Origin of the sequence: Brucella oryzae (assembly GCF_041929965.1) — a bacterium.
In the GTDB taxonomy this organism is placed as follows: Bacteria; Pseudomonadota; Alphaproteobacteria; order Rhizobiales; family Rhizobiaceae; genus Brucella; species Brucella oryzae.
Window position 1 is genome coordinate 63994 of record NZ_JBHEEO010000012.1, and the last position, 23837, is coordinate 87830.

The window sequence follows — 23837 nt, forward strand, 5'->3', positions numbered from 1 at the left end:
CATGGTCACACAATCCAACATCGCACTTGCAATCGTCGGTCTCGGCAAGATCGCGCGCGACCAGCATTTGCCGTCCATCGAAGCGGTCGATGGTATCGAACTGAAAGCCATTGCCAGCCGTAATGCCGGGCTGGAGGGTCTACCGTCTTTTCACGATATCGATGCGCTGTTGGAGAGTGACGTTGCCATTGACGCCGTGTCGCTCTGCACGCCGCCGCAAGGACGCTTTCAACATGCTTACGCAGCCCTGAAGGCGCGCAAGCATGTGATGCTGGAAAAGCCGCCCGGTGCGACCATTTCCGAGGTGCAGGCGCTGGACCGTCTGGCCAAGGCGGAAGGGTTGACGCTCTACGCCACATGGCATTCGCGTGAGGCGGCGGCGGTGGAACCGGCACGGGAATTCCTGAGCGATGCGGAAATCCGCTCGGTTTCGGTCACGTGGAAGGAAGATGTGCGCCACTGGCACCCCGGCCAGCAATGGATATGGGAGCCCGGTGGGCTCGGCGTGTTCGATCCGGGCATCAATGCGCTTTCCATCGTGACGCATATTCTGCCGGAGCGCTTCTCTCTCACGCAGTCGGACCTCTATTTCCCGGAAAATCGCGCAGCGCCGATTGCAGCGGACCTTCAATTTCAGACGGAAAGCGGCGTTCCGGTTTCCTTCGAACTGGATTGGCGCCAGACGGGTCCGCAGACCTGGGACATTCGTGTCGAAACCGACAAAGGTACGATTCTGCTCAGCCATGGCGGCAGCCGCCTGACCATTGCCGGAACCGAGAAAATGGCCGAGCCGGACCGTGAATATCAACGACTTTACAAGCGTTTCGTGCAATTGATCGGTGAGGGGCGTTCGGATGTCGATCTCGCTCCGCTGACCCATGTGGCCGATGCTTTCCTGCTCGGAAAGCGCCATGTGGTGGAAGCTTTTGAAGATTAGGAATCGAGACCGTTTTCCGGTCTCTTACCCACGCAGGACAGTGAAATGAACAAGCCCGTCTCTCCGAAAACGCCAAAGCTCCGCTCGCGCGCCTGGTTCGATAATCCTGATAATGTCGATATGACGGCGCTCTATCTGGAGCGCTACATGAATTACGGCCTGAGCCAGGAAGAGCTGCAATCGGGCCGTCCGATCATCGGCATTGCGCAGACGGGGTCCGACCTTTCACCCTGCAACCGGCATCATCTGGAACTGGCCAAGCGCGTGCGTGAAGGTGTTCGCGAGGCAGGCGGCATCGTCATCGAATTTCCGGTGCATCCCATTCAGGAAACCGGCAAGCGCCCGACCGCAGGTCTGGATCGCAATCTGGCCTATCTCGGCCTCGTGGAAGTGCTTTACGGCTATCCGCTCGACGGCGTGGTGCTGACGATCGGCTGCGACAAGACCACGCCCGCCTGCCTGATGGCGGCTGCGACCGTCAACATTCCGGCGATTGCGCTTTCGGTTGGGCCGATGCTCAATGGCTGGTTCCGTGGCGAACGCACGGGTTCGGGCACCATCGTCTGGAAGGCGCGTGAACTTCTGGCCAAGGGTGAGATCGACTATCAGGGCTTTGTGAAGCTGGTAGCATCCTCGGCTCCGTCGACCGGCTATTGCAACACGATGGGCACGGCCACGACCATGAATTCGCTTGCTGAAGCACTGGGCATGCAGCTTCCGGGTTCCGCCGCTATTCCCGCACCTTATCGTGACCGTCAGGAGGTGGCCTATCTGACCGGTCGCCGCATCGTTGACATGGTGCATGAAGATTTGAAACCGTCGGACATTCTGACCAAGGATGCTTTCATCAATGCAATCCGCGTCAATTCCGCCATTGGCGGTTCCACCAATGCGCCGATCCATCTGAACGCGCTCGCCCGCCATGTCGGCGTGGAGCTGACGGTGGACGACTGGCAGAAATACGGTGAGGAAATTCCGCTTCTGGTCAATCTCCAGCCAGCCGGTGAATATCTCGGTGAAGATTATTACCATGCCGGTGGTGTGCCAGCCGTCGTCAACCAGCTGATGGGGCAGGGCCTCATCCATGAAGACGCGATCACGGTCAACGGCAAGACCATCGGCGAGAACTGCAAGAACGCCACCATTGAAGACAGCAATGTCATCAAGACCTTCGATCAGCCGCTGAAGAAGCATGCCGGTTTCCGCGTGCTGCGCGGCAATCTGTTCTCGTCGGCGATCATGAAGCTCAGCGTTATTTCGGACGAGTTCCGCAATCGCTACCTCTCCGACAGCAAGGACCCGAATGCCTTTGAAGGCAAGGCGGTCGTGTTCGACGGACCGGAGGATTATCATCATCGCATCGACGATCCGTCGCTGGAAATCGACGAACATACGGTTCTGTTCATGCGCGGCGCTGGCCCCATTGGCTATCCGGGTGCGGCGGAAGTCGTCAACATGCGCGCGCCCGATTACCTTTTGAAGAAGGGCATCACTTCGCTGCCATGCATTGGCGACGGCCGCCAGTCGGGCACGTCGGGTTCACCATCGATCCTCAACGCCTCGCCGGAAGCTGCCGCAGGCGGTGGTCTGGCCATCCTCAAGACTGGCGACCGCGTGCGCATCGATCTTGGTCGCGGGACGGCGGACATTCTGATTTCGGATGAGGAACTGGCTGAACGCCGCAAGGCTCTGGAAGCCGCTGGCGGCTATAAATATCCCGAAAGCCAGACGCCATGGCAGGAAATCCAGCGTGCCGTTGTTGGTCAGATGGAAACCGGGGCGGTTCTCGAAAACGCGGTCAAGTATCAGGATATTGCGCATACGCGCGGCCTGCCGCGAGACAACCACTAAACGTGCCGTGCTAACGTATTAATTTGAGGCTCCGCTAATTCCGGAATCGGACCAAGGCGCGAAAACAGGGAACCCGGTGCGGCGGAATGACGGCACCGGGTTCCGGCATAGTTGATGTTCAGATCGCCGTGCGGCGGGCGTGGTCAAGATAGATCTCGCGCAAACGCTGGGCGACCGGGCCGGGCTTGCCAGTGCCGATGGCCTGGTCGTCAATGACGGTGATCGGAGTGACGAATGTGCCAGCGCTCGTAAGGAAAGCTTCCTTCGCGGCATAGGCTTCATCAATGGTGAACAGGCGTTCTTCCAGCTTCATGCCGGTCTCGGCGATCAGCTGCAGGAGTGACAGGCGCGTGCAGCCGGGCAGAATCGAATTGCTGTTTGGGCGCGTGACGACGACGTCATCCTCGGTCACGATATAGGCGGTAGACGATGCGCCTTCGGTGACATAGCCGTCTTCGATCATCCAGGCTTCGTCGCAACCGGCATTCTTGGCGATTTCCTTGGCGAGCGCTTGTGGTAGCAGGCATACCGTCTTGATGTCGCGACGCTTCCAGCGCAGATCATCCAGCGAAAGTACGTGCGCGCCGGTTTTCAGCACAGGCTTGTCGAGCAGATTAGCTTCCTGTGTGAACAAAACCACCGATGGCTTCATGCCCACTGCAGGTACGAAATCGCGGTCGCGTCCATCGCCGCGTGTAACCTGCAGATAGACCAGACCTTCGGTCAGGCTGTTGCGGAGGATCAGTTCGCGTTCGATAGCGACAATTTCGTCTTCGCTCATCGGCATCGGAATGCCGATCTCGCCGGTCGAACGGCGCAGGCGCCTCATATGAGGCTCGCTGTCGATGAGCTTGCCTTCGAGCACAGCCGTTACTTCATAAATACCATCACCGAACAGGAAGCCTCGGTCGAAGATGGAAATGCGGGCATCACGCGCGGCAACATAGTCACCGTTGACGTATACAATACGATTTTCGAGTTCTTCTGCTGAAACGGCCATGATGGGATAAATCCTGAAATGAAAGACTGCGAACAAGATCGCAGTCTTTCATAGGCCAGTCGGTTGCGATAGGGAACAGCTATTGTCAGGCGATGTCCGGTGCGCTTGCGGGCATCGGGACATGGCGGATAACTCCGGGCGCATTATGCTCCAATCGAAATCAGGTAGGCGCTTCCCTTCCCGTTTAGTTCGAGAGGCAAGGCGACGCAGTTCGTCAGAATCGCGCAGTCATGTTTCCCGAGTTTTGTCGTTTTTCCAGCTGACGTCAGATCGATATGCCCGGCGGCGCAGAAAAGGAGCACCGGATTGCCGTCAGCCTGTGTCGGCGTGGTGCCGTTGACGGACAGATGCTGGACCTTATGGGTATAACGCCCACGCCGGGTCATGACGTTGAGGTCGGTAATGGCCGATCCGATCAGTCGAGCGCTGGAGTGAGCATCCGCAGCGAAGAACAGTGGTGCGCTTTCGACCGTGAGAGTGCTCTGCTGTCCTTCGATATTGAGCACAATGCCGTCACCTTCCAGCACCGACAATGTGCGGTCGATGCCGGGAAAGACGGAAAACGGGCCGTCGCTGGCAACTGTCGCCATGGAGACGCGCCAGTCGAAATCATCGACTGATGCGCCTTGCGGGTGGACGGCGATTTCAACCGTCACGCCGCCGCCGTTCTTCCACGGCATGCGGCGGTGATTTTCGGCTCTGAGGATGTCGACCATCAACCGAGCCATCCGTTGGATGCCGCCCAGAAGGCAATTGGAGCCGTAAGCAGGATGCTGAGTGCCGTTCGGATATACCAGATCACGATCAGGTCCCGGAACTTGAGAGGGATCGAGGTAGCAAGCACGCAGGGAATAGATGCTGACAGGAAGAGAACCTGGCTGACCGAGACGACGGCGGCCACAAACTTCAAAACGACATCGGCATCTTTCAAAAGGATGGCTGGCAGGAACATTTCCGCAAGTCCGGATGCCATGGATTTTGCGGCAAGCATCGGATCGGCCAGTTGCGCAAGCCAGGTAAACGGATAGAGCGTCAAGCCAAGAAGATCGAAGATCGGCGTGTATTTGGAAGCGAGCAGGCCGAGAAGCCCGACGGCCATAATGCTCGGCAGGATCATGGCAGCCATGCGCAGGCCGTCAAGGAAGGTCGTCCAAAGCAGCGGTAGAAGCTTCGGTGCGCTCTGGGCCTGCTTGATGCCTGTGTCGATTGCGGTTTGGACACGGCCCTTGCCTTCGGGCAGGGGAGTATCTCGGTCGCCGGGATGGTCCATGCGGCTGAGCGGCCAAATACGCGCGGTGATCGCCGAGACAATAAAGGTCACGAAGAAGGTGGACCAGAAATAAAGGTTCCACGCATCCATCAGGCCCAATGTTTTCGCAACGATAATCATGAAAGTAGCCGAAACGGTGGAAAAGCCGGTGGCAATGATCGCTGCTTCGCGAGCCGTATACTTGCCTTCCTTGTAGACGCGATCGGTAATGAGGAGCGCCAAGGAGTAGCTGCCAACAAACGATGCCACAGCATCGATTGCAGACCAGCCGGGTGTACGCCAGATTGGGCGCATGATCGGTTGTACGATGACGCCGGTGAACTCAAGCAGGCCGTAGCCGATGAGGAAAGCGAGGGCCAGGGCACCGATCGGAACGATCAGTCCGACCGACAGGACAAGCTTGTCGAACAGGAACGGCAGCATGTCGGGCGTGAAGAGCGCGGCGGGGCCGATGCCGGCCAGATACATGCAGGCCAGCACGAAGCCAAAGACGCGCAGGATCGAGAAGATCGTTTCGGTGAGGTTGGCCTTCCACTTGCCGGTGACGAAGGGCGCAAATGCGCCATAGGCGATCAAAAGGCAGACGAAGGCCAGTGCAAAGGGGCGAAGCTGCGTTGCGATTGCGGTTGCTGCGTGATCGAGCAGGATCGTGGATTTTCCGCCGATAGTGACGGGCACGAAAAAGAAGAAGATGCCTATGAAACTGTATAGTATCAGTTTCACGGCAGCAGGGCCGCGCGAGCTCTCATTGCGGCCAAGAGTGGTGTCTGTCATTGTTATTCCCCGGTATGCGTTGTTTTTTCAATGAAAAAGGCGATCCTGCGAGAGGATCGCCTTTGGCTGGATTTATTAGTTGCCCAGTATGCCGGGCAGGCGCAGGCCCTGCTGCTTGGCCCAGTCGAGCGCTTCTTCATAGCCCGCATCGGCATGGCGCATCACGCCGGTGGCCGGGTCGTTCCACAAAACGCGACCGATGCGCTGATCGGCATCTTCCGTACCGTCACAGCAGATGACCATACCGGAATGCTGGGAGAAGCCCATGCCGACACCGCCGCCATGATGCAGCGACACCCATGTCGCACCCGAAGCGGTGTTGAGGAGGGCGTTGAGAAGCGGCCAGTCGGACACGGCGTCCGAGCCGTCTTTCATGGATTCTGTTTCGCGGTTTGGCGATGCAACCGAACCACTGTCGAGATGGTCGCGACCGATGACAATTGGCGCTTTCAGCTCGCCGTTCCTGACCATTTCGTTGAAGGCGAGACCGAGACGGTGACGGTCGCCGAGGCCGACCCAGCAGATGCGTGCGGGCAGCCCCTGAAACTCAATGCGTTCCTTTGCCATGTCGAGCCAATTGTGCAGGTGCTTGTTGTCTGGCAGCAATTCCTTCACCTTGGCGTCGGTCTTTGCGATATCCTCCGGATCACCGGAAAGGGCTGCCCAGCGGAAGGGTCCAATACCGCGGCAGAAAAGCGGGCGGATATAGGCCGGCACGAAGCCTGGGAAGTCGAACGCATCTTCGAGGCCTTCTTCCAGCGCCATCTGGCGGATATTATTGCCGTAATCGACCGTCGGGATACCGGCATGCCAGAAGTCGAGCATGGCCTGAACCTGCACCTTCATCGAAGCGCGGGCGGCTTTTGCTACAGCTTTCGGGTCGCTTTCCTGCTTGGCGCGCCATTCGGCGACGCTCCATCCAATCGGCAGGTAGCCATGCACCGGATCGTGCGCGGAAGTCTGGTCGGTGACGATGTCGGGCCGCACGCCACGCTTGACAAGCTCAGGATAGATTTCAGCGGCATTGCCGATGAGTGCGATGGACTTTGCCTCGCCTGCCTTGGTCCAGGCGTCGATCTTGGCCAGCGCTTCATCGAGGCTGTGGGTCTTCTCATCGACATAACGGGTGCGCAGGCGGAAATCGGCGCGGGTTTCGTCGCATTCCACGGCGAGACAGCAGGCACCGGCCATGACAGCAGCCAGAGGCTGTGCGCCGCCCATGCCGCCAAGTCCGCCGGTCAATATCCATTTGCCCTTGAGGTTGCCGTCATAGTGCTGGCGACCGGCTTCCACGAAGGTTTCATAAGTGCCCTGCACAATGCCCTGTGCGCCGATATAGATCCACGAACCGGCGGTCATCTGGCCATACATGGCGAGACCCTTCTTATCCAGTTCGTTGAAATGATCCCAGGTTGCCCAATGCGGCACGAGGTTGGAATTGGCAATCAAAACACGCGGGGCATCCTTGTGGGTGCGGAACACGCCGACCGGCTTGCCCGACTGCACCAGCAGGGTTTCGTCGTCATTGAGCGTCTTGAGGGTGGCGACGATGCGGTCGAAATCGTCCCATGTGCGGGCAGCGCGGCCAATGCCGCCATAGACCACCAGCTCATGCGGGCGCTCGGCCACATCGGGGTCGAGATTGTTCATTAACATGCGCAGCGGGGCTTCGGTGAGCCAGCTTTTTGCATTGAGTTCGTTGCCGCGAGGGCTGCGCACTTCGCGCTCGTTGTGGCGTGGGTTCGACATGGTGTTCTCCTCAGGATTTCAAGTCGGCGGCAATTGTTTCCAGCCGCCGCAAAAGGGGCTTGAGATGGACGCGCAGCCTGTCTGCCTTGGCCTCGTCATAGGCGAAGGGAAGGGCTTCGGTCGCAAGATGGGTCGATTGGGCGAGCTCCATCTGAATGGCGTGCACGCCGGTTTCCGGCTTGCCGTAATGGCGCGTCGTCCAGCCGCCCTTGAAGCGGCCATTGAGGATCGATGTGTAGCCTTCCGCTTTTGCCGTGACGTCCACGGCGGCGGCTTCGATCCTCGGATCGCAGGTCTTGCCTATATCCGTGCCGATGTTGAAATCGGGCAATTTGCCTTCGAACAGGAAGGGAATATGCGAACGGATCGAATGGCAGTCGTAGAGAATGGCGATGCCGTGGATCGCCTTCACGCGGCTGATCTCGGCGGCGAGCGCATCGTGATAGGGCTTGTGGAAGCGCGCGATGCGGTCGGCAATATCGGCTTCGGTCGGCGCTTCTCCATCCTTCCAGATCGACAGGCCGTCGAAGTCTGTTTCCGGGATCAGCGTCGTGGTGTTCTGTCCCGGATAGAGGCTGACGCCTGCCGGATCACGATTGGCATCGATGCAATAGCGATGGAAGGTGGCGCGCACCATGGTCGCGCCTTCGATCAGGCCGTCATAAAGCTGGTGAATATGCCAGTCGGTGTCGGCAAGGATGCGGCCATTGTCGTTGAGCCGCGACCAGATATCGTCCGGCACATCCGTACCCGTATGTGGCAGGCCAAGAATGACCGGCGAATTCCCCTGACGGATTTCAAATGCGCTCATTTCATGACTCCAGAGGGGGCAGGATGCCCGCCGATATGACGCCTGAAAGTGCGCCATCAGCCACCAGTTCGGCGGCATTCTTAAGGTCGTCGGCCATGTAGCGGTCTTCTTCCAGCGTCGGGATATTGGCGCGCAAGGCGGCAATCACCTTGGCAAGTTCCGGGCTGGTGGTCAGCGGTTCGCGCAGTTCCACGCCGAGCGCGCCGGTCAGCGCCTCGATGCCGATGATGGCATTGAGATTGGCGGTCATCTGCAACAGGCGGCGCGCGCCGTGGCAGGCCATGGACACATGGTCTTCCTGATTGGCCGAGGTCGGCGTGGAATCGACGGAAGCCGGATGCGCCATCTGCTTGTTTTCGCTCATCAGCGCGGCGGAAGTGACTTCCGCGATCATCAGGCCGGAATTGAGGCCCGGCTTGCGGGCGAGGAAGGCCGGAAGGCCAAACGACAGAGCCGGATCGACCAGCAGCGCGATGCGGCGTTGGGCGATGGCGCCGATCTCGCAGATGGCAAGCGCAATCTGGTCGGCGGCGAAGGCGACCGGTTCGGCGTGGAAATTGCCGCCCGAAACGGCGCGTCCGTCCGAGAGGACGAGCGGATTGTCGGTAACCGCATTGGCTTCGATTTCCAATGTGCGGGCGGCCTGTCGCAGAACGTCGAGGCAAGCGCCATCGACCTGCGGCTGGCAGCGGATGCAATAGGGATCCTGCACGCGCTGGTCGCCTTCGAGATGGCTCTGGCGAATGACCGAGCCTTCGAGCAGGGCGCGCAATGCCCGACCGGCATCGATCTGCCCCTTATGGCCGCGCAGCGTATGGATTTCCTCATGGAACGGCGCATCCGATCCCATAGCCGCATCGGTGGACAATGCGCCGGTGATCAGTGCCGTCTGTGCTGCGCGATGAGCGCGGAACAGACCCGCCAGCGCAAGCGCCGTCGATGTCTGCGTGCCGTTGATCAGCGCCAGCCCTTCCTTGGCGGCAAGCACGACCGGCTTCAGCCCGGCCTTTTCCAGCGCCTTCGCGCCGGAGAGGCACTCGCCCTGATAGAAGGCTTCGCCTTCGCCGATCATGGCCGCCGTCATATGGGCCAGCGGCGCGAGGTCGCCCGACGCGCCGACGGAGCCCTTTTCCGGGATCATCGGGATCACGCCTTTTGCCAGCATGTCTTCGAGAAGCGTAATGACTTCAAGCCGCACACCGGAGGCGCCGCGACCGAGCGAAATCAGCTTCAGCGCCATGATGAGGCGCACGATGTTTTCCGAAAGCGCATCGCCGACGCCGCAGCAATGCGACAGGATCAGGTTGCGCTGAAGCGTGGCGACATCGCCCGCAGCAATGCGGATCGAGGCGAGTTTGCCGAAGCCGGTATTGATGCCGTAAACCGGTTCGTCACCGGCTGCGATTTCGGCAATGCGCGCCGCCGCCTTTTCGACAGCGGCATGAAATGCGGGGTCGATGCGGACCGGAACCGCATCGCGATAGATGGTTTCCAGCGTTTCAAGCGGGACAGAACCGGGCTTGAGAATGATGGTCATGAAAGGCTCCGTTGCGGATGGTTAGACGCGGCCTTTGAAAACCCGCTTCCACAGCGGGTTGAAGCCGATACGGTAGACGAGTTCGGCGGGGCGCTCGACGTCCCAGATGGCGAGATCGGCATCCTTGCCGACTTCGAGCGTGCCGGTCTGGTCGAGAATGCCCAAGGCGCGTGCGGCCTCGCGCGTGACGCCTGCAATGCATTCATCCACCGTCATGCGGAACAGTGTTGCGCCCATATTCATGGTGAGCAGCAGCGAGGTCAGCGGCGATGTGCCCGGATTGTTGTCGGTCGCAAGCGCCATCTTCGTGCCAGCGGTGCGGAAGGCCTCGACCGGCGGCTTCTGCGTTTCGCGGATGAAGTAGTAAGCGCCGGGAAGCAGCACGGCGACCGTTCCGGCCTTGGCCATGGCGGCAGCACCGTCCGCATCGGTATATTCGAGATGATCGGCAGAAAGGGCGTCATAGGAGGCGGCGAGCGCTGCGCCATGCAGGTTGGACAACTGGTCGGCATGAAGCTTGACCGGAATATCATGCGCTTTGGCGGCATCGAAGACGCGGGCGATTTCATCCGGCAGAAAGGCGATGCTTTCGCAAAAACCGTCCACTGCATCGGCCAGCCCCTGTTCGGCGATGGCCGGAAGCATGTCGTTGATGACGCGGTCGATATAGGCAGCCTTGTCGCCATTCATTTCGGGGGGCAAAGCGTGCGCGCCGAGGAAGGTGGTGCGGATCGCCACATCGCGTTCTTCGCCAAGCCGACGGGCGGCCTTCAGTGATTTGATTTCGCTGTCGCGGTCGAGGCCGTAGCCGGACTTGACCTCGACGGTGGTGACGCCTTCGGCAATCAGTGCATCGAGACGCGGCAGTGTTTCACGCACCAGATCGTCTTCGCTCGCCGCGCGCAGGTTTTTCACCGAGGAAACAATGCCGCCGCCGGCGCGGGCGACTTCCTCATAGGACGCGCCGTTGAGCCGCAGCTCGAACTCATGCGCGCGATTGCCCGCATGGACTAGATGGGTGTGGCAATCGACGAGCCCCGGCGTGATCAGCCGGTTTTCGCAATCGATTTTGTCAAAGGTCGCATAGTCGTCGGGCAGAGCCGATAGTGGACCGACATAGGCGATCAAGCCGTCCTTGACCGCAAGTGCTGCGTTCTCGATGAGACCGAGACCGTCCGCGTCTTCGTTCAGCGTTGCAACGCGCGCATTGATAAAAACGATGCTTGAATTCTTGAGCATGAGCGTTTTCTCGCTTCCCCTGTTTTTTGATAATGTATATACATATCAGCGGCGCAGCCAAGAGAAAAATGCGCGGGAACATTCGAGGAGTTAATTTTCATGTCAGTCGCCACGCCCGAACTGCGTTTTATTCATGCCGACCAAGTGCTCCTCGATGACGGCTGGGCCGAAAATGTCCGCATTGGCATCGCTCGTGGAGAGATCTCTTCGCTGGAGATGGATAAAGCAGCAGAAGCAGGGGATGAGCGCCACGCGGCGATTGTTGCTGGCATACCAAACCTGCACAGCCATGCGTTCCAGTACGGGATGGCGGGGCTTGCTGAAAAGCGCGGGCCGTCTGCCGATTCGTTCTGGAGCTGGCGCGAGATCATGTACAAATTCGCGCTCACCATGTCGCCCGAACAGGCGGAAGCCGTAGCCTTGCGGCTGTATGTCGACATGCTGGAGGCCGGATTTACCCGCGTCGGCGAGTTTCATTATCTGCACCATGATCGCGACGGCACGCCTTATGCCAATCTCTCAGAAATGGCCGACCGCATTATCGCTGCTGCAAAGGCGGCGGGTATCGGGCTGACGCTGCTTCCGGTTTTCTATGCGCATTCGGGTTTCGGCGGCAGCGCGCCCAATGAAGGCCAGCGCCGTTTCATCAACGATCTGGACCGGTTTGCGCGGCTGATCGAAGGCTGCAGCCGAGCGCTGGCCGGCTTCGACGGCGCGGTTTTAGGCGTCGCGCCGCACAGCCTGCGCGCCGTAACGCCGGATGAACTCAATCTGGTGACGAAGCTTCTGCCTGAGACGCCGGTGCATATCCATGTGGCCGAGCAGGTAAAGGAGGTCGAAGACTGCCTCGCCTGGTCTGGCAAGCGCCCGGTGGAATGGCTGCTCGATCATCAGGATTTGTCGTCGCGCTGGTGCCTTATTCACGCGACTCACATGACCGATGATGAAACACGGCGCATGGCCGAGGCTGGCGCGATTGCCGGTCTTTGCCCGGTGACGGAAGCCAATCTCGGCGACGGCACTTTCAACGCAACCGTGTTTGCGGAAGCAGGCGGCAAGTTCGGCATCGGGTCGGATTCGAATGTGCTGATCGGCATTGGCGATGAATTGCGCCAGCTTGAATATTCGCAGCGCCTTCACCATCGCGCCCGCAATGTGCTGGCCGAGAATGCGGGATCGACGGGGTGCGCCCTGTTCGAGGGCGCGGTTGCGGGCGGCAACATCGCCATGGGGTGTGCCAATGACGGGTTGAAGCTCGGCGCTTCGGCGGATTTTGTCGCGCTGGATACCGAGCGTTTGCCGCATGCCAAAGGTAATGCCTTGCTGGACGGCTGGATTTTTGCCGGTCGCGCACGGGTCAAGGATGTGTGGGTACGAGGCGTGAAACAGGTGGAGGGTGGACGTCATCGCTTGCGCGATCAGGCCGAGCGTGCTTTTCAGAAAACGATTGGCGAGTTGCTCGCCTGAAGCATTTCCAGCGAGAGCGGGAAGCAAAGGGGACATAGCATGGCGGGTGACGGCTCAGTGACAAAAGACGGCCCGGTGCTCTCACTGCATCAGCGTATTCTGGACGATATTGAAACGCGCATCCTGTCGGGGGAATGGCTGCCTGGGCACCGTATTCCGTTCGAACACGAGCTGACGGAGCAATATGGCTGTTCGCGCATGACCGTGAACAAAGCGCTGACACAGCTTGCCAAAGCGGGCCTGATCGAGCGTAAGCGGCGATCAGGCAGTTTTGTTTCCTTTCCGCAATCGCAGGCGGCGATCCTCGAAATCCACGATATTCGCGATGAAGTGGCAGCGCTTGGCGTTGCCTATCGCTTCGAGCTGATGAGCAGGCGCGAGCGATTGAGCGGGCCTGCCGATGCGAGACATATCGACATGCCGCGCCATACGCCGCTCGTTGAACTCGTCTGCCGTCACTATGCGGGCAAGCGCGTCTTTGCGCTGGAAGAGCGCATCATCAGTCTGGCTGCGGTTCCGGCAGCGGCGCAGACGGACTTTGCCGAAAATTCGCCGGGGCCGTGGCTGGTTTCCTGCGTGCCGTGGAGCAGCGCAAAACATTCGATACGGGCGATTGCCGCCACGCAGGAGAATGCGCGGATGCTCGGTATTCCGCTGGGCTCGCCCTGTCTGGTGATCGAACGCCAGACCTGGAATGCCGACCAGCCGGTGACGCATGTGCGTTTCACCTATCCTGGCGACAGCCATGCGCTGGTGGCGAATTTTACGCCGTCGCAGGGGTAAGCAGGCCAGAAAGAAAAAAGCCGCCGCAGGGGAACGGCGGCGGCTAAAAGGCAGCGTGACGTGGGTGCTGGTCAGGCTGCGCGTTTGATGGCGTCGCCGAGGACGGACACGATCGTGTCGATCTGCTCCTTTTCCACGATCAACGGCGGCGAAAGCGCGATCACATCGCCGGTTACGCGAATGAGCAGACCCTTCTTGAAGCAATCCACGAAGACGTCATAGGCGCGGGCGCCCGGTGCATCCTTGCGCGACGAGAGTTCGATAGCACCAACCAAGCCGAGGTTACGAATGTCGATGACATTCGGCGCGCCTTTCAGCGAATGAAGCGCTTCCTGCCAGTGATTGGCAAGCTCTGCACCGCGTGTCAGCAGGCCTTCTTCGGCATAGACTTCCAGTGTTGCAAGACCGGCGGCAGCAGCAACCGGATGGCCGGAATAGGTGTAGCCATGGAACAGCTCGATAGCGTTTTCCGGACCGGTCATCAGCCCATCATAGACCTTGCGGGCGGCAAAGACTGCGCCCATTGGGATGGCGCCGTTGGTCAGGCCCTTGGCGGTCGTCACAAGGTCAGGCACAACGCCGAAATAATCAACGGCAAACGGCGTGCCGAGACGGCCAAAACCGGTGATGACTTCGTCGAAGATCAGGAGGATACCGTGCTTGTTTGCCGTGGCGCGAAGGCGCTCCAGATAGCCCTTCGGAGGCAGGATGACGCCAGCCGAACCGGACATGGGTTCGACGATGACGGCAGCGATCTTTTCAGCGCCATGCAGCTGGACGAGACGTTCCAGATCGTCGGCAAGCTCGATGCCGTTTGCAGGCAGGCCCTTGGAGAAGGCGTTCTTCTCGATATCGAGCGTATGGCGCAGATGGTCGGCTGGAATTTGCGGGAAGACGCGGCGATTATTGACGAGGCCGCCGACGGAAATGCCGCCGAAACCGACGCCGTGATAGCCCTTTTCGCGGCCCAGAACCATGGTGCGGGTGCCCTGGCCGATCGCACGCTGATAGGCGATGGCGATTTTCAGCGCCGTATCGACCGATTCCGAACCGGAATTGGTGAAGAACACGCGGTCGAGCTTTGCATCCGGTCCGCCCGGCGCGATGGCGGCGAGCTTTTCGGCAAAGTCGAAGGCAACATTGTGGCCCATCTGGAAGGTCGGCGCGAAATCCATAGTCGAGATCTGGCGCTCGACCGCTTCGGTGATGCGCTTGCGGCCATGGCCGGCATTGCAGCACCAAAGACCAGCCGTGCCATCCAGAACCTGATTGCCGTCGGTGTCGGTATAGTACATGCCCGAGGCACTTGAGAGCAGGCGGGGTGCTGCCTTGAACTGCCGGTTCGCGGTGAACGGCATCCAGAAGTTCTCAAGGCTTGGCGTATTGGTTTTGGTGAGCATGGTTACCTCCTATTTGCAGTCAGCAGGCCACGCTTTACGACAGGCAACAAGTCCTTTTCTTCAAGGTATTAAGCTATTGTTTTTATGTAGGGCGATTATCAAGTTTGTGCTATATCGAACATCATAAACATGAGGGGAAGGTTCGATGAGCATCGATATTGGCGGGAGGCTTCGTTATGTGCGTATGCGGCAGAATCTGTCGCAGCGCGAGCTTGCCAAGAGGGCAGGTGTGACCAACTCCACCGTATCGCTCATCGAAGCCAATCAGTCCAATCCATCCGTCGGCGCATTGAAGCGCATTCTCGACGGGATTCCCATCGGCATGGCAGAGTTTTTCGCGCTCGAACCGGATGCGCCGCACAAGGTATTCTATCAGGCCGAGGAGCTGGTGGAAATCGGCAAAGGATCGATTTCTTATCGGCAGGTGGGGGATCACCTGTTTTCGCGCTCGCTACAGATGCTGAAGGAGCGATATGAACCGGGATCCGACACGGGAAAAGTGCTGCTGATGCATGAGGGCGAGGAGGGCGGCATCGTCATTTCGGGCCGCATCGAAGTGACGGTCGGAGCCGAGCGGCGCATTCTGGGGCCGGGCGACGCCTATTATTTTTCCAGCAAGCTGCCGCACCGTTTCCGTTGCGTCGGGCCGGTGCCATGCGAAATCGTGAGCGCCTGTACGCCGCCAAGTTTTTGACGGCGCACAGGCATTTTTTAGTTGTAGCGGGAAATACCGAGATCGTCGGCCCGGATATCCGGCTTGTTGCCGGAAATAAGGTCGGCGAGCAATTTGCCGGAACCGCACGACATGGTCCAGCCGAGCGTTCCATGACCGGCATTAATGAACACGTTGTCATAGCGTGTTGCGCCGATGATCGGTGTGGAATCCGGCGTCATCGGGCGCAGACCCGACCAGAAGGTCGCCGCCTTGAGGTCGCCGCCGGGGAATAGGTCGGTCACCGACAGATCAAGCGTCGCACGCCGCGCGGCAGGCAGGTCCTTGGTGAAGCCCGACACTTCCGCCATGCCGCCGACGCGGATGCGGTCGCCAAGACGGGTGATGGCGATCTTGTAGCTTTCATCGAGAACGGTTGATACCGGTGCGCGGCTTTCATCGACGATCGGCGCGGTAATGGAATAACCTTTCACCGGATAGATCGGCGCGTTGAGGCCGAGCGATTTGACGAGTGCGGGCGTGTAGCTGCCAAGCGCAACCACATAGCGGTCGGCGGTCAGAACGCCTTCCGAAGTCTCGACGCCCGAAACCTTCCCGCCGGACATCAGAAGCGCCTTGATATTGACGCCGAAGCGGAATTTCACGCCGAGCCCTTCGGCGATCTTTGCCAGCGCATTGGTGAACTTGAAGCAGTCGCCGGTTTCGTCGTTCGGCAGGCGCAGGCCGCCGACGAACTTGTCCTTGGCATGGGCAAGCGCCGGTTCCACGTTCACGCAGCCGTCGCGGTCGAGCACCTCGAACGGCACGCCATCCTGGCGCAGCACTTCAATGTCCTTGCCGATGCTGTCGAGCTGGTACTGTTCGCGGAAAAGCTGCAGCGTGCCCTGCATGCGCTGGTCGTATTCGATACCGGTTTCCTTGCGCAGGTCGATCAGGCAATCGCGCGCATATTCGGCAACGCGCACCATGCGGGTCTTGTTGACCTTGTAGCGGCTGTCGGTGCAGTTGGCGAGCATCTGCAGAAGCCAGCTATACTGAGCCGGGTCGCAGGTCGGACGCAGGATGAGCGGCGCGTGCTTCTGGAACAGCCATTTTGCTGCCTTGAACGGAATGCCAGGCGCAGCCCACGGCGATGCATAGCCCGGCGAAACCTGACCTGCATTGGCGAAGCTTGTTTCCAGTGCCGGGCCTTCTTCACGGTCGACAACCGTTACCTCGTGACCGAGTTTGGCAAGGTAGTAGGCGGTCGTAACGCCGATGACGCCGCTGCCGAGGATGATGATCTGCATGTTCGCCTCTTGTCTTATGCTTTTATGTCGCTCGCGCCGCTCTCTACGTAGACACGTGCATAACGGTTGCCGAGCGCAGTCAGGATTTCATAGGGAATGGTGTCGCAGTCGCGTGCCACGTCTTCGAGACGCTGGTGCGGGCCGATCAGTTCCACAAGGCTGCCCAGTTTCAGCGCGCCTTCCGGCAATGCGCTGACATCGAGTGTAATGGAGTCCATCGAGACGCGCCCGATGATCGGCAGACGTGTGTCGCCGAAGAAGGCCGCGCCCTTATTGCTGAGGGAGCGGAACCAGCCATCCGCATAGCCGACGGCTATCGTTGCAACCCGCATCGGGCCTTCGGCGACATAGGTGCCGCCATAGCCAATCGCCGCCCCCTTGTCGACGTCGCGCACCTGAATGACGCGTGCCGAAAGGGTGAGGACAGGAACGATCTCGCTTTCAGGGCCAACTCCATAAAGCGCGATACCGGGGCGGGCGAGGTCGAAATGGTAGGTCTTGTCGAGGAACACGCCGCCGGAATTGGCAAAGGCAACGGGTAGTTTTGGCAGCCGCGCCAGCAAAGCGGTCATATTGGCAAGCTGACGGGCATTTGCCGCATTTTCCGGCTCGTCGCCGCTGGCCAGATGGCTGATGACAAACTTGATGTCGATGTTGTCCAGAAGCTTGGGGTTCTCAAGCAGGCGCTCGAACTCCTTCGGCGGCAGGCCGAGGCGCGACATGCCGGTATCGAGCTGGAGCAAGGCGGGCAACTTCTTGCCCTGTCTGGCAGCAAGTGCGGCCCAGTTTTCAATCTGTTCCAGCGAGTTGAGCACCGGCAGAATGCCTTCGCGGGCGCAGGCTTCTTCCGTTCCCGGCTGAAGACCATTCAGGACGTAAAGCGTTGCGTCGGGCTGGAGAAACGGTTTGAGTGCAATAGCTTCGCCAAGATGCGCGACGAAGAAATCACGGCACCCGGCATCGTAAAATGCTGGCGCGACGCGACCGGCGCCAAGCCCGTAGGCATCCGCCTTCACGACGGCGGCGGCGCGGGTGGGCGCTATATGACGGGCAATGGCCGAATAATTGTGACGCAGGGCCGATAGGTCGATGGTCAACACGCCACCGGCAGCAAGATCGCGCTCATCCTGTGAAAATTGCATCGACATATCAACCATTTACACGGTTCTTTCCAAACTGCTCACAACACTAAGAGTACGCCTGGAAGGTCATTGTCGATAAGGTTCGTCTGCCACCCAAAGCATATAAGCCTTGGTTGAGAAACCTTGCGACTCCTCACTCCCAAAGCTTGTCTGTATAGTAGTCGAAGACTATTCGAATGTTTTTGCTATTTATCGCATATTATGCGAATTTTCGCACATCTTGCGCATATTTTAGCTTTTAGGTTGAAGATTATTCATGCCAACGCTTGACAATATCGACCGCAATATCATCCGCTGTCTGCGCCGTGATGGGCGCATGACCAACAGCCATCTTGCCAGCGAAGTAGGGCTTTCGCAGTCCGCCTGTCTGCGGAGGGTGCAGATACTGGAAGAAAGCGGTGTTATCCGGGGCTACACGGCCATCGTCGGCTCTTCCGATGGCGATGAGAGGCTGGTTGCCATCGTTCGCATTACACTTGACCGACAGACCGAGGAGTTTCTGAACCGTTTCGAGGAGGCCGTACGGCGGCACCCTGAGGTGCAGGAATGCTATCTCATGACAGGTGATGCGGATTATATTCTGCGCGTCGAGGCTGAAAATGCTGCAGCTTATGAGATCATTCACAAGGAAATCCTGTCGCGATTGCCTGGTGTTGCGCGCATTCATTCCAGTTTCGCCATCCGCACGGTGCTGTTGTCGAAAGCACCGACATCACGCAGCTAAAATGAAGAAAGCCCGGCTGATGTCGGGCTTTCTATTCGAATGATCGCTGTGTTTAACGGAATTCGTAGCGAAGACCGGCACGGATCGTGTGCATGTTGAAGCCGTTGTCCTTGGCCTGCGTTCCGGTGGCACCCGGTCCTTCGGCATTGCCGTAAGGGTTGGTGCTGCGGTCAGCCGCGTCGAAACCATAGGCCTTGCCGCCATTGATACGCATATAACGATAACCCACATCCAGCTTGAGTTGCTCGGTCAGATCGTAGCTGACGCCGGCCATAAGAGCCATTGCAAAACGCCAGCTGTCCAGCCCGCCCTTTTCGCTGGAATAGGTGCAGCCAGCGCAGACCTCATGGGATTTCCAGTCGTCATATTTGACATAGGCAGCACCAAGACCGGCACCGAGATAGGGCGTGACAGGTCCCACACGCGGCAGATCGACATAGGCATTGGCCATGGCCGTCCAGATATTGGCCGTCGAGGAGTCTTCATAGTTGCAATTGTCTTCGACCGGATTGAACCCCTTCGACGACTTGATATAGCTCGGACAGGCGGTACGGCCGTTAATGCCTGCGCGGAAGAAATCCAGTGTCGCGTCGGCGCGGAACATATCGGTGAAACGGTAACCGACACCCACGCCATAAGTTGCGCCTGCCTTGAGGTTGAAATCATCATAGCGCAGCGTGTCGTCTATGCCGCGATAGGGTGGATCGTATTGGTTCCAGAAGCTCCAGTCGCCATCCGTGCTGGACTTGAAATTATAGCCGAGGTCGCCACGAATATACCAGCCGGAGGAATTGACCGGTTCCGGCATGGGTTCGATGACAGGGTCTGCAATTATGTCGGCGGCAAATGCCGCTCCTGTTCCCGCCATCAGACTGATAGCTACGATGGCAATGGCGGAAGTGCACTTCATCGGTTCCCACTCCAAATCCGAAAAGAAAAACGGTCCATGAGCCGTCTTGCCGGATATGGTAAAGAGATATGTTTAACACTTGGTTATTTTTAAGTAACCTTGCAGTGCAATGTCTATCGCCGCTCGCGTATAACGCGATACTATTCAAGTAATTGCTAAAGTAAAGGAGCCGACACGCAGTCGGCTCCGAATGTCGTCAAAAGTTTCTGGAATGGATAATAGACGTGTCAATATCGTTGATATCGCGCTTGCCACAAAGCGCCATCGTGACATCCAGCTCCTTGCGGATGATTTCGAGTGCCAGTGTTACACCGTCCTTACCCATTGCGCCGAGGCCATAGAGGAAGGGGCGACCGATATAGACGCCCTGCGCGCCCAGTGCGCGCGCTTTGAGCACATCCTGGCCGGAACGGATTCCGCCATCGACATGAACTTCGATCTTGTCGCCGACAGCGTCAACGATCGGCTCCAGCATGGAAATGGAGGACGGTGCGCCATCCAGCTGACGCCCGCCATGGTTCGACACAATGATCGCGTCGGCACCCGACTTGGCCGCCATCTTCGCGTCCTCGACATCGAGAATGCCTTTGAGGATGAGCTTGCCGCCCCATTGTTCCTTGATCCAGGCAACGTCGTTCCAATTGAGTTGCGGGTCGAACTGTTCCGCCGTCCAGGAGGAGAGTGAGGAAAGATCGGTGACGTTCTTTGCATGGCCGGCAATGTTGCGGAAGGTGCGGCGCTGCGTGCCCATCATGCCGAGGCACCAACCGGGACGGGTCGCCATTTGCCAGATATGTTTCGGCGTGAATTTCGGTGGGGCAGAAAGGCCGTTGCGGATATCCTTGTGACGCTGGCCGAGGATCTGGAGATCGAGCGTCAGCACCAACGCTGAGCAGCCGGCAGCTTTTGCACGGTCGATCAGATTCTTCACGAAGTCGCGGTCCTTCATCACGTAGAGCTGGAACCAGAACGGCTTCTTTGTGACTGAAGCAACATCTTCGATGGAGCAGATGCTCATGGTCGAGAGGGTGAACGGAACACCAAACGCTTCGGCTGCCTGTGCTGCCAGCATTTCGCCATCGGCGTGCTGCATGCCCGTCAGGCCGGTTGGAGCGAGCGCCACCGGCATGGATACTTTCTCACCGATCATCGTCGTTGCCAGCGAACGGTTCGTCATGTCGACGAGGACGCGCTGACGCAATTTGATCTTCTTGAAGTCGTCTTCGTTGGCGCGATAGGTCGACTCGGTCCAGGCGCCAGAATCCGCGTAATCAAAGAACATCTTGGGGACGCGGCGCTGGGCAAGCCGCTTCAGATCGGCGATTTCAACGATGTTGGGCATCTATCCCACCCCTTGTGGTAATTTTTCTTGACCAATCGCATGACGGATCGCGCGGCTGAAATCAAGTACGAACAAGTATCGAATAACAATTGCCTAGCGGTTAATTGAAGGACCGGGTAATTCCTCTTATGATATTGGCGCCTGCCCAAGGCATCTTTTTGCTGGTGAGAAGGCGGTCCCGCAAATGATTAGAGGGTAACGGATGAGCAAGGCCACCAAAACCGGTTTCATCGGCAAGCGATCCGCTGCAGCGGGTGGATGGGGTGCATTGAAAAGCTGCGGCAAGCAATTGCTTGCAAGCGGCGCTCCTCTTTCCGGCGCGCGCACGCTTCTCAAGGCGAACCAGCCGGACGGTTTCGATTGCCCCGGTTGTGCCTGGGGTGATCCGGAACATGGCTCATCTTTTGAGTTTTGCGAAAACGGTGTGAAGGCCGTCGCCTGGGAGGCGACCGACCGGCGCACGACGCCTGCCTTTTTCCGCGAACATACGGTTTCTGAGCTCCGCAGCTGGACGGATTACGACCTGGAAAATACAGGGCGCCTGACCCATCCGATGCGGTACAATGCTTCGACCGACCAGTATGAAGCCACCGACTGGGATGAGGCTTTCAAGACCATCGGCGATATTCTCAAGAGCTTCGACAGTCCGAACCGGGTTGAGTTTTATACGTCGGGTCGCGCCTCGAACGAGGCTGCGTTTCTTTACCAGTTATTCGTGCGCGCCTACGGGACCAATAATTTCCCCGACTGCTCCAATATGTGCCACGAGGCAAGCGGTGTTGCATTGAAGCAATCTGTCGGCGTGGGCAAGGGGACTGTGCTGCTGGAAGACTTCGAAATGGCCGATGCCATTTTCGTCGTCGGCCAGAATCCGGGCACCAACCATCCGCGCATGCTGGGCGATCTGCGCCGTGCCGCCGAGCGCGGCGCGCGCATTGTCGTTTTCAATCCGATCCGTGAACGCGGGCTAGAGCGGTTCGCCGATCCGCAGAACAAGCTTGAAATGCTGCATGGCGGCAGCGAAGCCATCGCGAGCGACTACTTCCAGCCGCGCCTTGGCGGCGATCTTGCCGCTTTCCGCGGTATGGCCAAGGCGGTTTTTGCAGCAGACGATGCAGCGCTCGCCGCAGGCAAGCCGTCGATCCTCGACCGGGAATTTCTTAACCAACATACGGCAGAGCTCGAAGCCTATCGGGCGGCTGTCGATGCGACGTCCTGGGAGGAAATCGAGGACCAGTCGGGACTTCTCCGACAGTCGCTGGAGCGTGCGGCGCAGGTCTATATGGAATCGGAGCGGGTCATCTGCACTTGGGCGATGGGCATAACCCAGCACCGCCATTCTGTTATCATGATTCGCGAAATCACCAATTTTATGCTTCTGCGTGGCAATATAGGCAGGCCGGGGGCCGGACTCTGTCCGGTACGCGGCCATTCTAACGTGCAGGGCGACCGTACCGTCGGCATCAATGAACGGCCTCCGGTCGCATTCCTCGATGCGCTGGAAAAGGAGTTTGGCTTTAACGTTCCGCGCGAGCCGGGACATAATGTTCTGGGTGCCATTGGTGCGATGCTCGACGGATCGGCTCAGGCATTCATCGGCCTTGGCGGCAACTTCGCGCGCGCGACTCCGGACAGCCCGCTTATCTCCAAAGCGCTTTCAAGCCAGCGGTTGACGGTTCATATCGCAACCAAGCTCAACCACTCACATCTGGTGCCAGGGCAGGATTCTTTCATTCTGCCTTGCCTTGGGCGCACAGAAATCGACCTCAATTCCAGAGGTGTGGCGCAGATCGTAACGGTCGAAGATTCCATGAGCATGGTGCATGGTTCGGGCGGCATCAATGCGCCGGCTTCTGCACATTTGCGCTCGGAAGTGGCGATCATTGCCGGCATGGCGCAGGCGACGCTTGGCGCAAACCCGGTCGATTGGCTGGAATTGGCCGACGATTATGATCTCATCCGCGACCGCATCGCCCGGGTGCTGCCGGATTTCTACGATTTCAATGTTCGCGTTCGGATCCCGCGTGGCTTCCACCTGCGCAACGCCGCTCGCGAGCGCGAATGGAACACAACAAAGGGCAAGGCCACATTCTGGACCGGCGCCCTGCCGGAAGCCGTTGAGCATCAGCAGGCACGCGGCAAGCCGGGGCGCTATGTGTTGCAGACATTCCGCAGCCACGATCAGTACAACACCACCATTTATGGCATGGATGATCGCTATCGCGGCGTTTACGGCGAGCGTCATGTCGTCTTTATGAATGCGGCTGACATGGCGGACCTCGGCGTTGAAGCGGGTGACCGGGCTGATATTGTAGGTGAGTTCGACGATGGTGTGGAGCGTATTGCAAGGAATTTCCGTTTCGTCCCTTACGACATTCCGCGCGGCTGTATCGCGGGCTACTACCCCGAAATGAATGTGCTGGTACCGCTCGCCAGTGCTGGCGATGAAAGCTACACACCGACATCAAAATCGGTAATTGTTTCGGTTCGCCCCCTTAAAGCGGCTGCTGCATGATGGATGAAGGTGAGGCAGAATATATAGCCTTCGTCGAGGCTCTCATGGAGGAGTCCCGCAGCCTCACGGGTCTTGGCGCGGGGATCGTTGCTGCGCTGGAACTCGACATTGCGGCTGACAGCCGAACTTTCGCACGGCTGCTGGGCGTCGCCCACGCGCTGGTCCTCCGGGAAATCTCAGTACTAGGACAGAATGGCGGTTACATCATGGTCAGGCAACGCGATCCGCGCACACATCGCACACGATATGAATTGAGCGCTACAGGAAGACAGCTTGCCGAACAAGTGCGGCGATAAAGCTATCCGCTGCAGCCGTTTTTCGGAGCTTAACTTTATACATTCTCAATATAATCTAACCAGCGAGCATCGTGGAAATGGCGGTAAAGGCATTCATCTACGGCTGGAGGAACGGGATGACGCAAATG

Annotated in this window: 20 protein-coding genes; 8 read left to right on the forward strand and 12 right to left on the reverse strand. The window is 58.8% G+C overall.

Annotated elements, in window-relative coordinates:
* Position 1: 1 nt before the first annotated feature.
* Positions 2-937: a Gfo/Idh/MocA family protein gene (locus JNC70_RS14045; protein ID WP_104754282.1), complete on the forward strand. Its 936-nt coding sequence runs from the start codon at positions 2-4 to the stop codon at positions 935-937.
* A 45-nt stretch (positions 938-982) separates the two neighbouring features.
* Positions 983-2788, forward strand: a complete 1806-nt coding sequence (locus tag JNC70_RS14050; protein ID WP_104754281.1) for an IlvD/Edd family dehydratase — start codon at positions 983-985, stop codon at positions 2786-2788.
* Positions 2789-2906: 118 nt separating this feature from the next.
* Here the strand turns inward: JNC70_RS14050 and JNC70_RS14055 are convergent, their stop codons facing one another.
* The 7 genes from JNC70_RS14055 to hutI form a co-directional block, all read right to left on the reverse strand.
* Positions 2907-3788: a D-amino-acid transaminase gene (locus JNC70_RS14055; RefSeq protein WP_104754330.1), complete on the reverse strand. Its 882-nt coding sequence runs from the start codon at positions 3786-3788 to the stop codon at positions 2907-2909.
* Positions 3789-3931: 143 nt separating this feature from the next.
* Positions 3932-4504, reverse strand: coding sequence for a HutD/Ves family protein (locus tag JNC70_RS14060; protein ID WP_374788649.1), 573 nt, complete (start codon positions 4502-4504; stop codon positions 3932-3934).
* Positions 4504-5832: a YjiH family protein gene (locus JNC70_RS14065; RefSeq protein ID WP_104754279.1), complete on the reverse strand. Its 1329-nt coding sequence runs from the start codon at positions 5830-5832 to the stop codon at positions 4504-4506. Before JNC70_RS14065 ends, JNC70_RS14060 begins: the two co-directional genes overlap by 1 nt.
* A gap of 75 nt (positions 5833-5907) precedes the next feature.
* Positions 5908-7581 carry a urocanate hydratase gene (gene hutU / locus JNC70_RS14070; protein ID WP_104754278.1) on the reverse strand — a complete coding sequence of 558 codons (1674 nt, stop codon included), beginning with the start codon at positions 7579-7581 and terminating at the stop codon, positions 5908-5910.
* 10 nt (positions 7582-7591) lie between these two features.
* On the reverse strand, positions 7592-8392 hold the full coding sequence (gene hutG, locus JNC70_RS14075) for an N-formylglutamate deformylase (RefSeq protein WP_104754277.1): 801 nt from the start codon (positions 8390-8392) through the stop codon (positions 7592-7594).
* A 1-nt stretch (position 8393) separates the two neighbouring features.
* Positions 8394-9929, reverse strand: a complete 1536-nt coding sequence (gene hutH / locus JNC70_RS14080; protein WP_104754276.1) for a histidine ammonia-lyase — start codon at positions 9927-9929, stop codon at positions 8394-8396.
* A gap of 21 nt (positions 9930-9950) precedes the next feature.
* On the reverse strand, positions 9951-11168 hold the full coding sequence (hutI, locus tag JNC70_RS14085; RefSeq protein WP_104754275.1) for an imidazolonepropionase: 1218 nt from the start codon (positions 11166-11168) through the stop codon (positions 9951-9953).
* A 99-nt stretch (positions 11169-11267) separates the two neighbouring features.
* Between hutI and JNC70_RS14090 the strand changes: the two genes are divergently transcribed.
* Together JNC70_RS14090 and hutC are read left to right on the forward strand one after the other, a co-directional pair.
* On the forward strand, positions 11268-12635 hold the full coding sequence (locus tag JNC70_RS14090) for a formimidoylglutamate deiminase (protein WP_104754274.1): 1368 nt from the start codon (positions 11268-11270) through the stop codon (positions 12633-12635).
* Positions 12636-12674: 39 nt separating this feature from the next.
* Positions 12675-13418: a histidine utilization transcriptional repressor HutC gene (gene hutC, locus JNC70_RS14095; RefSeq protein WP_104754273.1), complete on the forward strand. Its 744-nt coding sequence runs from the start codon at positions 12675-12677 to the stop codon at positions 13416-13418.
* 71 nt (positions 13419-13489) lie between these two features.
* On the opposite strand, the gene aptA is transcribed toward hutC, so the two are convergent.
* A complete protein-coding gene (gene aptA / locus JNC70_RS14100) occupies positions 13490-14818 on the reverse strand; it encodes an omega-aminotransferase AptA (RefSeq protein ID WP_104754272.1) in 1329 nt (442 codons plus the stop codon).
* Positions 14819-14963: 145 nt separating this feature from the next.
* Here aptA and JNC70_RS14105 point away from each other — a divergent pair, with 145 nt between their 5' ends.
* Positions 14964-15512 carry a cupin domain-containing protein gene (locus tag JNC70_RS14105; RefSeq protein ID WP_104754271.1) on the forward strand — a complete coding sequence of 183 codons (549 nt, stop codon included), beginning with the start codon at positions 14964-14966 and terminating at the stop codon, positions 15510-15512.
* 17 nt (positions 15513-15529) lie between these two features.
* On the opposite strand, the gene JNC70_RS14110 is transcribed toward JNC70_RS14105, so the two are convergent.
* A complete protein-coding gene (locus JNC70_RS14110) occupies positions 15530-16780 on the reverse strand; it encodes a D-amino acid dehydrogenase (RefSeq protein WP_104754270.1) in 1251 nt (416 codons plus the stop codon).
* Between the two features lie 14 nt (positions 16781-16794).
* Positions 16795-17937 carry an alanine racemase gene (gene alr, locus JNC70_RS14115; protein ID WP_104754269.1) on the reverse strand — a complete coding sequence of 381 codons (1143 nt, stop codon included), beginning with the start codon at positions 17935-17937 and terminating at the stop codon, positions 16795-16797.
* Between the two features lie 241 nt (positions 17938-18178).
* Between alr and JNC70_RS14120 the strand changes: the two genes are divergently transcribed.
* Complete coding sequence (locus JNC70_RS14120; protein WP_104754268.1) at positions 18179-18646, forward strand: Lrp/AsnC family transcriptional regulator; 468 nt, start codon at positions 18179-18181, stop codon at positions 18644-18646.
* 52 nt (positions 18647-18698) lie between these two features.
* Here JNC70_RS14120 and JNC70_RS14125 read toward each other — a convergent pair whose 3' ends face one another.
* Both JNC70_RS14125 and JNC70_RS14130 read right to left on the reverse strand, forming a co-directional pair.
* The gene (locus tag JNC70_RS14125; protein WP_104754267.1) at positions 18699-19556 is read right to left on the reverse strand and encodes an outer membrane protein; all 858 of its coding nucleotides are present in this window, start codon (positions 19554-19556) and stop codon (positions 18699-18701) included.
* A gap of 196 nt (positions 19557-19752) precedes the next feature.
* Entirely contained in the window at positions 19753-20898 is a 1146-nt protein-coding gene (locus tag JNC70_RS14130; protein WP_104754266.1) for an alpha-hydroxy acid oxidase, read from the reverse strand.
* A 202-nt stretch (positions 20899-21100) separates the two neighbouring features.
* On the opposite strand from JNC70_RS14130, the gene JNC70_RS14135 reads away from it, so the two are divergent.
* Together JNC70_RS14135 and JNC70_RS14140 are read left to right on the forward strand one after the other, a co-directional pair.
* The gene (locus tag JNC70_RS14135) at positions 21101-23413 is read left to right on the forward strand and encodes an FdhF/YdeP family oxidoreductase (RefSeq protein ID WP_104754265.1); all 2313 of its coding nucleotides are present in this window, start codon (positions 21101-21103) and stop codon (positions 23411-23413) included.
* A complete protein-coding gene (locus JNC70_RS14140; protein ID WP_104754264.1) occupies positions 23410-23709 on the forward strand; it encodes a hypothetical protein in 300 nt (99 codons plus the stop codon). The genes JNC70_RS14135 and JNC70_RS14140 overlap by 4 nt, the downstream gene beginning before the upstream one ends.
* Positions 23710-23837 lie beyond the last annotated feature (128 nt).

Coding starts and splice junctions, on each gene's coding strand:
- JNC70_RS14045 (WP_104754282.1), top strand. CDS start 2: ATGGTCACACAATCCAACATCGCACTTGCAATCGTCGGTCTCGGCAAG.
- JNC70_RS14050 (WP_104754281.1), top strand. CDS start 983: ATGAACAAGCCCGTCTCTCCGAAAACGCCAAAGCTCCGCTCGCGCGCC.
- JNC70_RS14055 (WP_104754330.1), bottom strand. CDS start 3,788: ATGGCCGTTTCAGCAGAAGAACTCGAAAATCGTATTGTATACGTCAAC.
- JNC70_RS14060 (WP_374788649.1), bottom strand. CDS start 4,504: ATGGTCGACATCCTCAGAGCCGAAAATCACCGCCGCATGCCGTGGAAG.
- JNC70_RS14065 (WP_104754279.1), bottom strand. CDS start 5,832: ATGACAGACACCACTCTTGGCCGCAATGAGAGCTCGCGCGGCCCTGCT.
- hutU (WP_104754278.1), bottom strand. CDS start 7,581: ATGTCGAACCCACGCCACAACGAGCGCGAAGTGCGCAGCCCTCGCGGC.
- hutG (WP_104754277.1), bottom strand. CDS start 8,392: ATGAGCGCATTTGAAATCCGTCAGGGGAATTCGCCGGTCATTCTTGGC.
- hutH (WP_104754276.1), bottom strand. CDS start 9,929: ATGACCATCATTCTCAAGCCCGGTTCTGTCCCGCTTGAAACGCTGGAA.
- hutI (WP_104754275.1), bottom strand. CDS start 11,168: ATGCTCAAGAATTCAAGCATCGTTTTTATCAATGCGCGCGTTGCAACG.
- JNC70_RS14090 (WP_104754274.1), top strand. CDS start 11,268: ATGTCAGTCGCCACGCCCGAACTGCGTTTTATTCATGCCGACCAAGTG.
- hutC (WP_104754273.1), top strand. CDS start 12,675: ATGGCGGGTGACGGCTCAGTGACAAAAGACGGCCCGGTGCTCTCACTG.
- aptA (WP_104754272.1), bottom strand. CDS start 14,818: ATGCTCACCAAAACCAATACGCCAAGCCTTGAGAACTTCTGGATGCCG.
- JNC70_RS14105 (WP_104754271.1), top strand. CDS start 14,964: ATGAGCATCGATATTGGCGGGAGGCTTCGTTATGTGCGTATGCGGCAG.
- JNC70_RS14110 (WP_104754270.1), bottom strand. CDS start 16,780: ATGCAGATCATCATCCTCGGCAGCGGCGTCATCGGCGTTACGACCGCC.
- alr (WP_104754269.1), bottom strand. CDS start 17,937: ATGGTTGATATGTCGATGCAATTTTCACAGGATGAGCGCGATCTTGCT.
- JNC70_RS14120 (WP_104754268.1), top strand. CDS start 18,179: ATGCCAACGCTTGACAATATCGACCGCAATATCATCCGCTGTCTGCGC.
- JNC70_RS14125 (WP_104754267.1), bottom strand. CDS start 19,556: ATGAAGTGCACTTCCGCCATTGCCATCGTAGCTATCAGTCTGATGGCG.
- JNC70_RS14130 (WP_104754266.1), bottom strand. CDS start 20,898: ATGCCCAACATCGTTGAAATCGCCGATCTGAAGCGGCTTGCCCAGCGC.
- JNC70_RS14135 (WP_104754265.1), top strand. CDS start 21,101: ATGAGCAAGGCCACCAAAACCGGTTTCATCGGCAAGCGATCCGCTGCA.
- JNC70_RS14140 (WP_104754264.1), top strand. CDS start 23,410: ATGATGGATGAAGGTGAGGCAGAATATATAGCCTTCGTCGAGGCTCTC.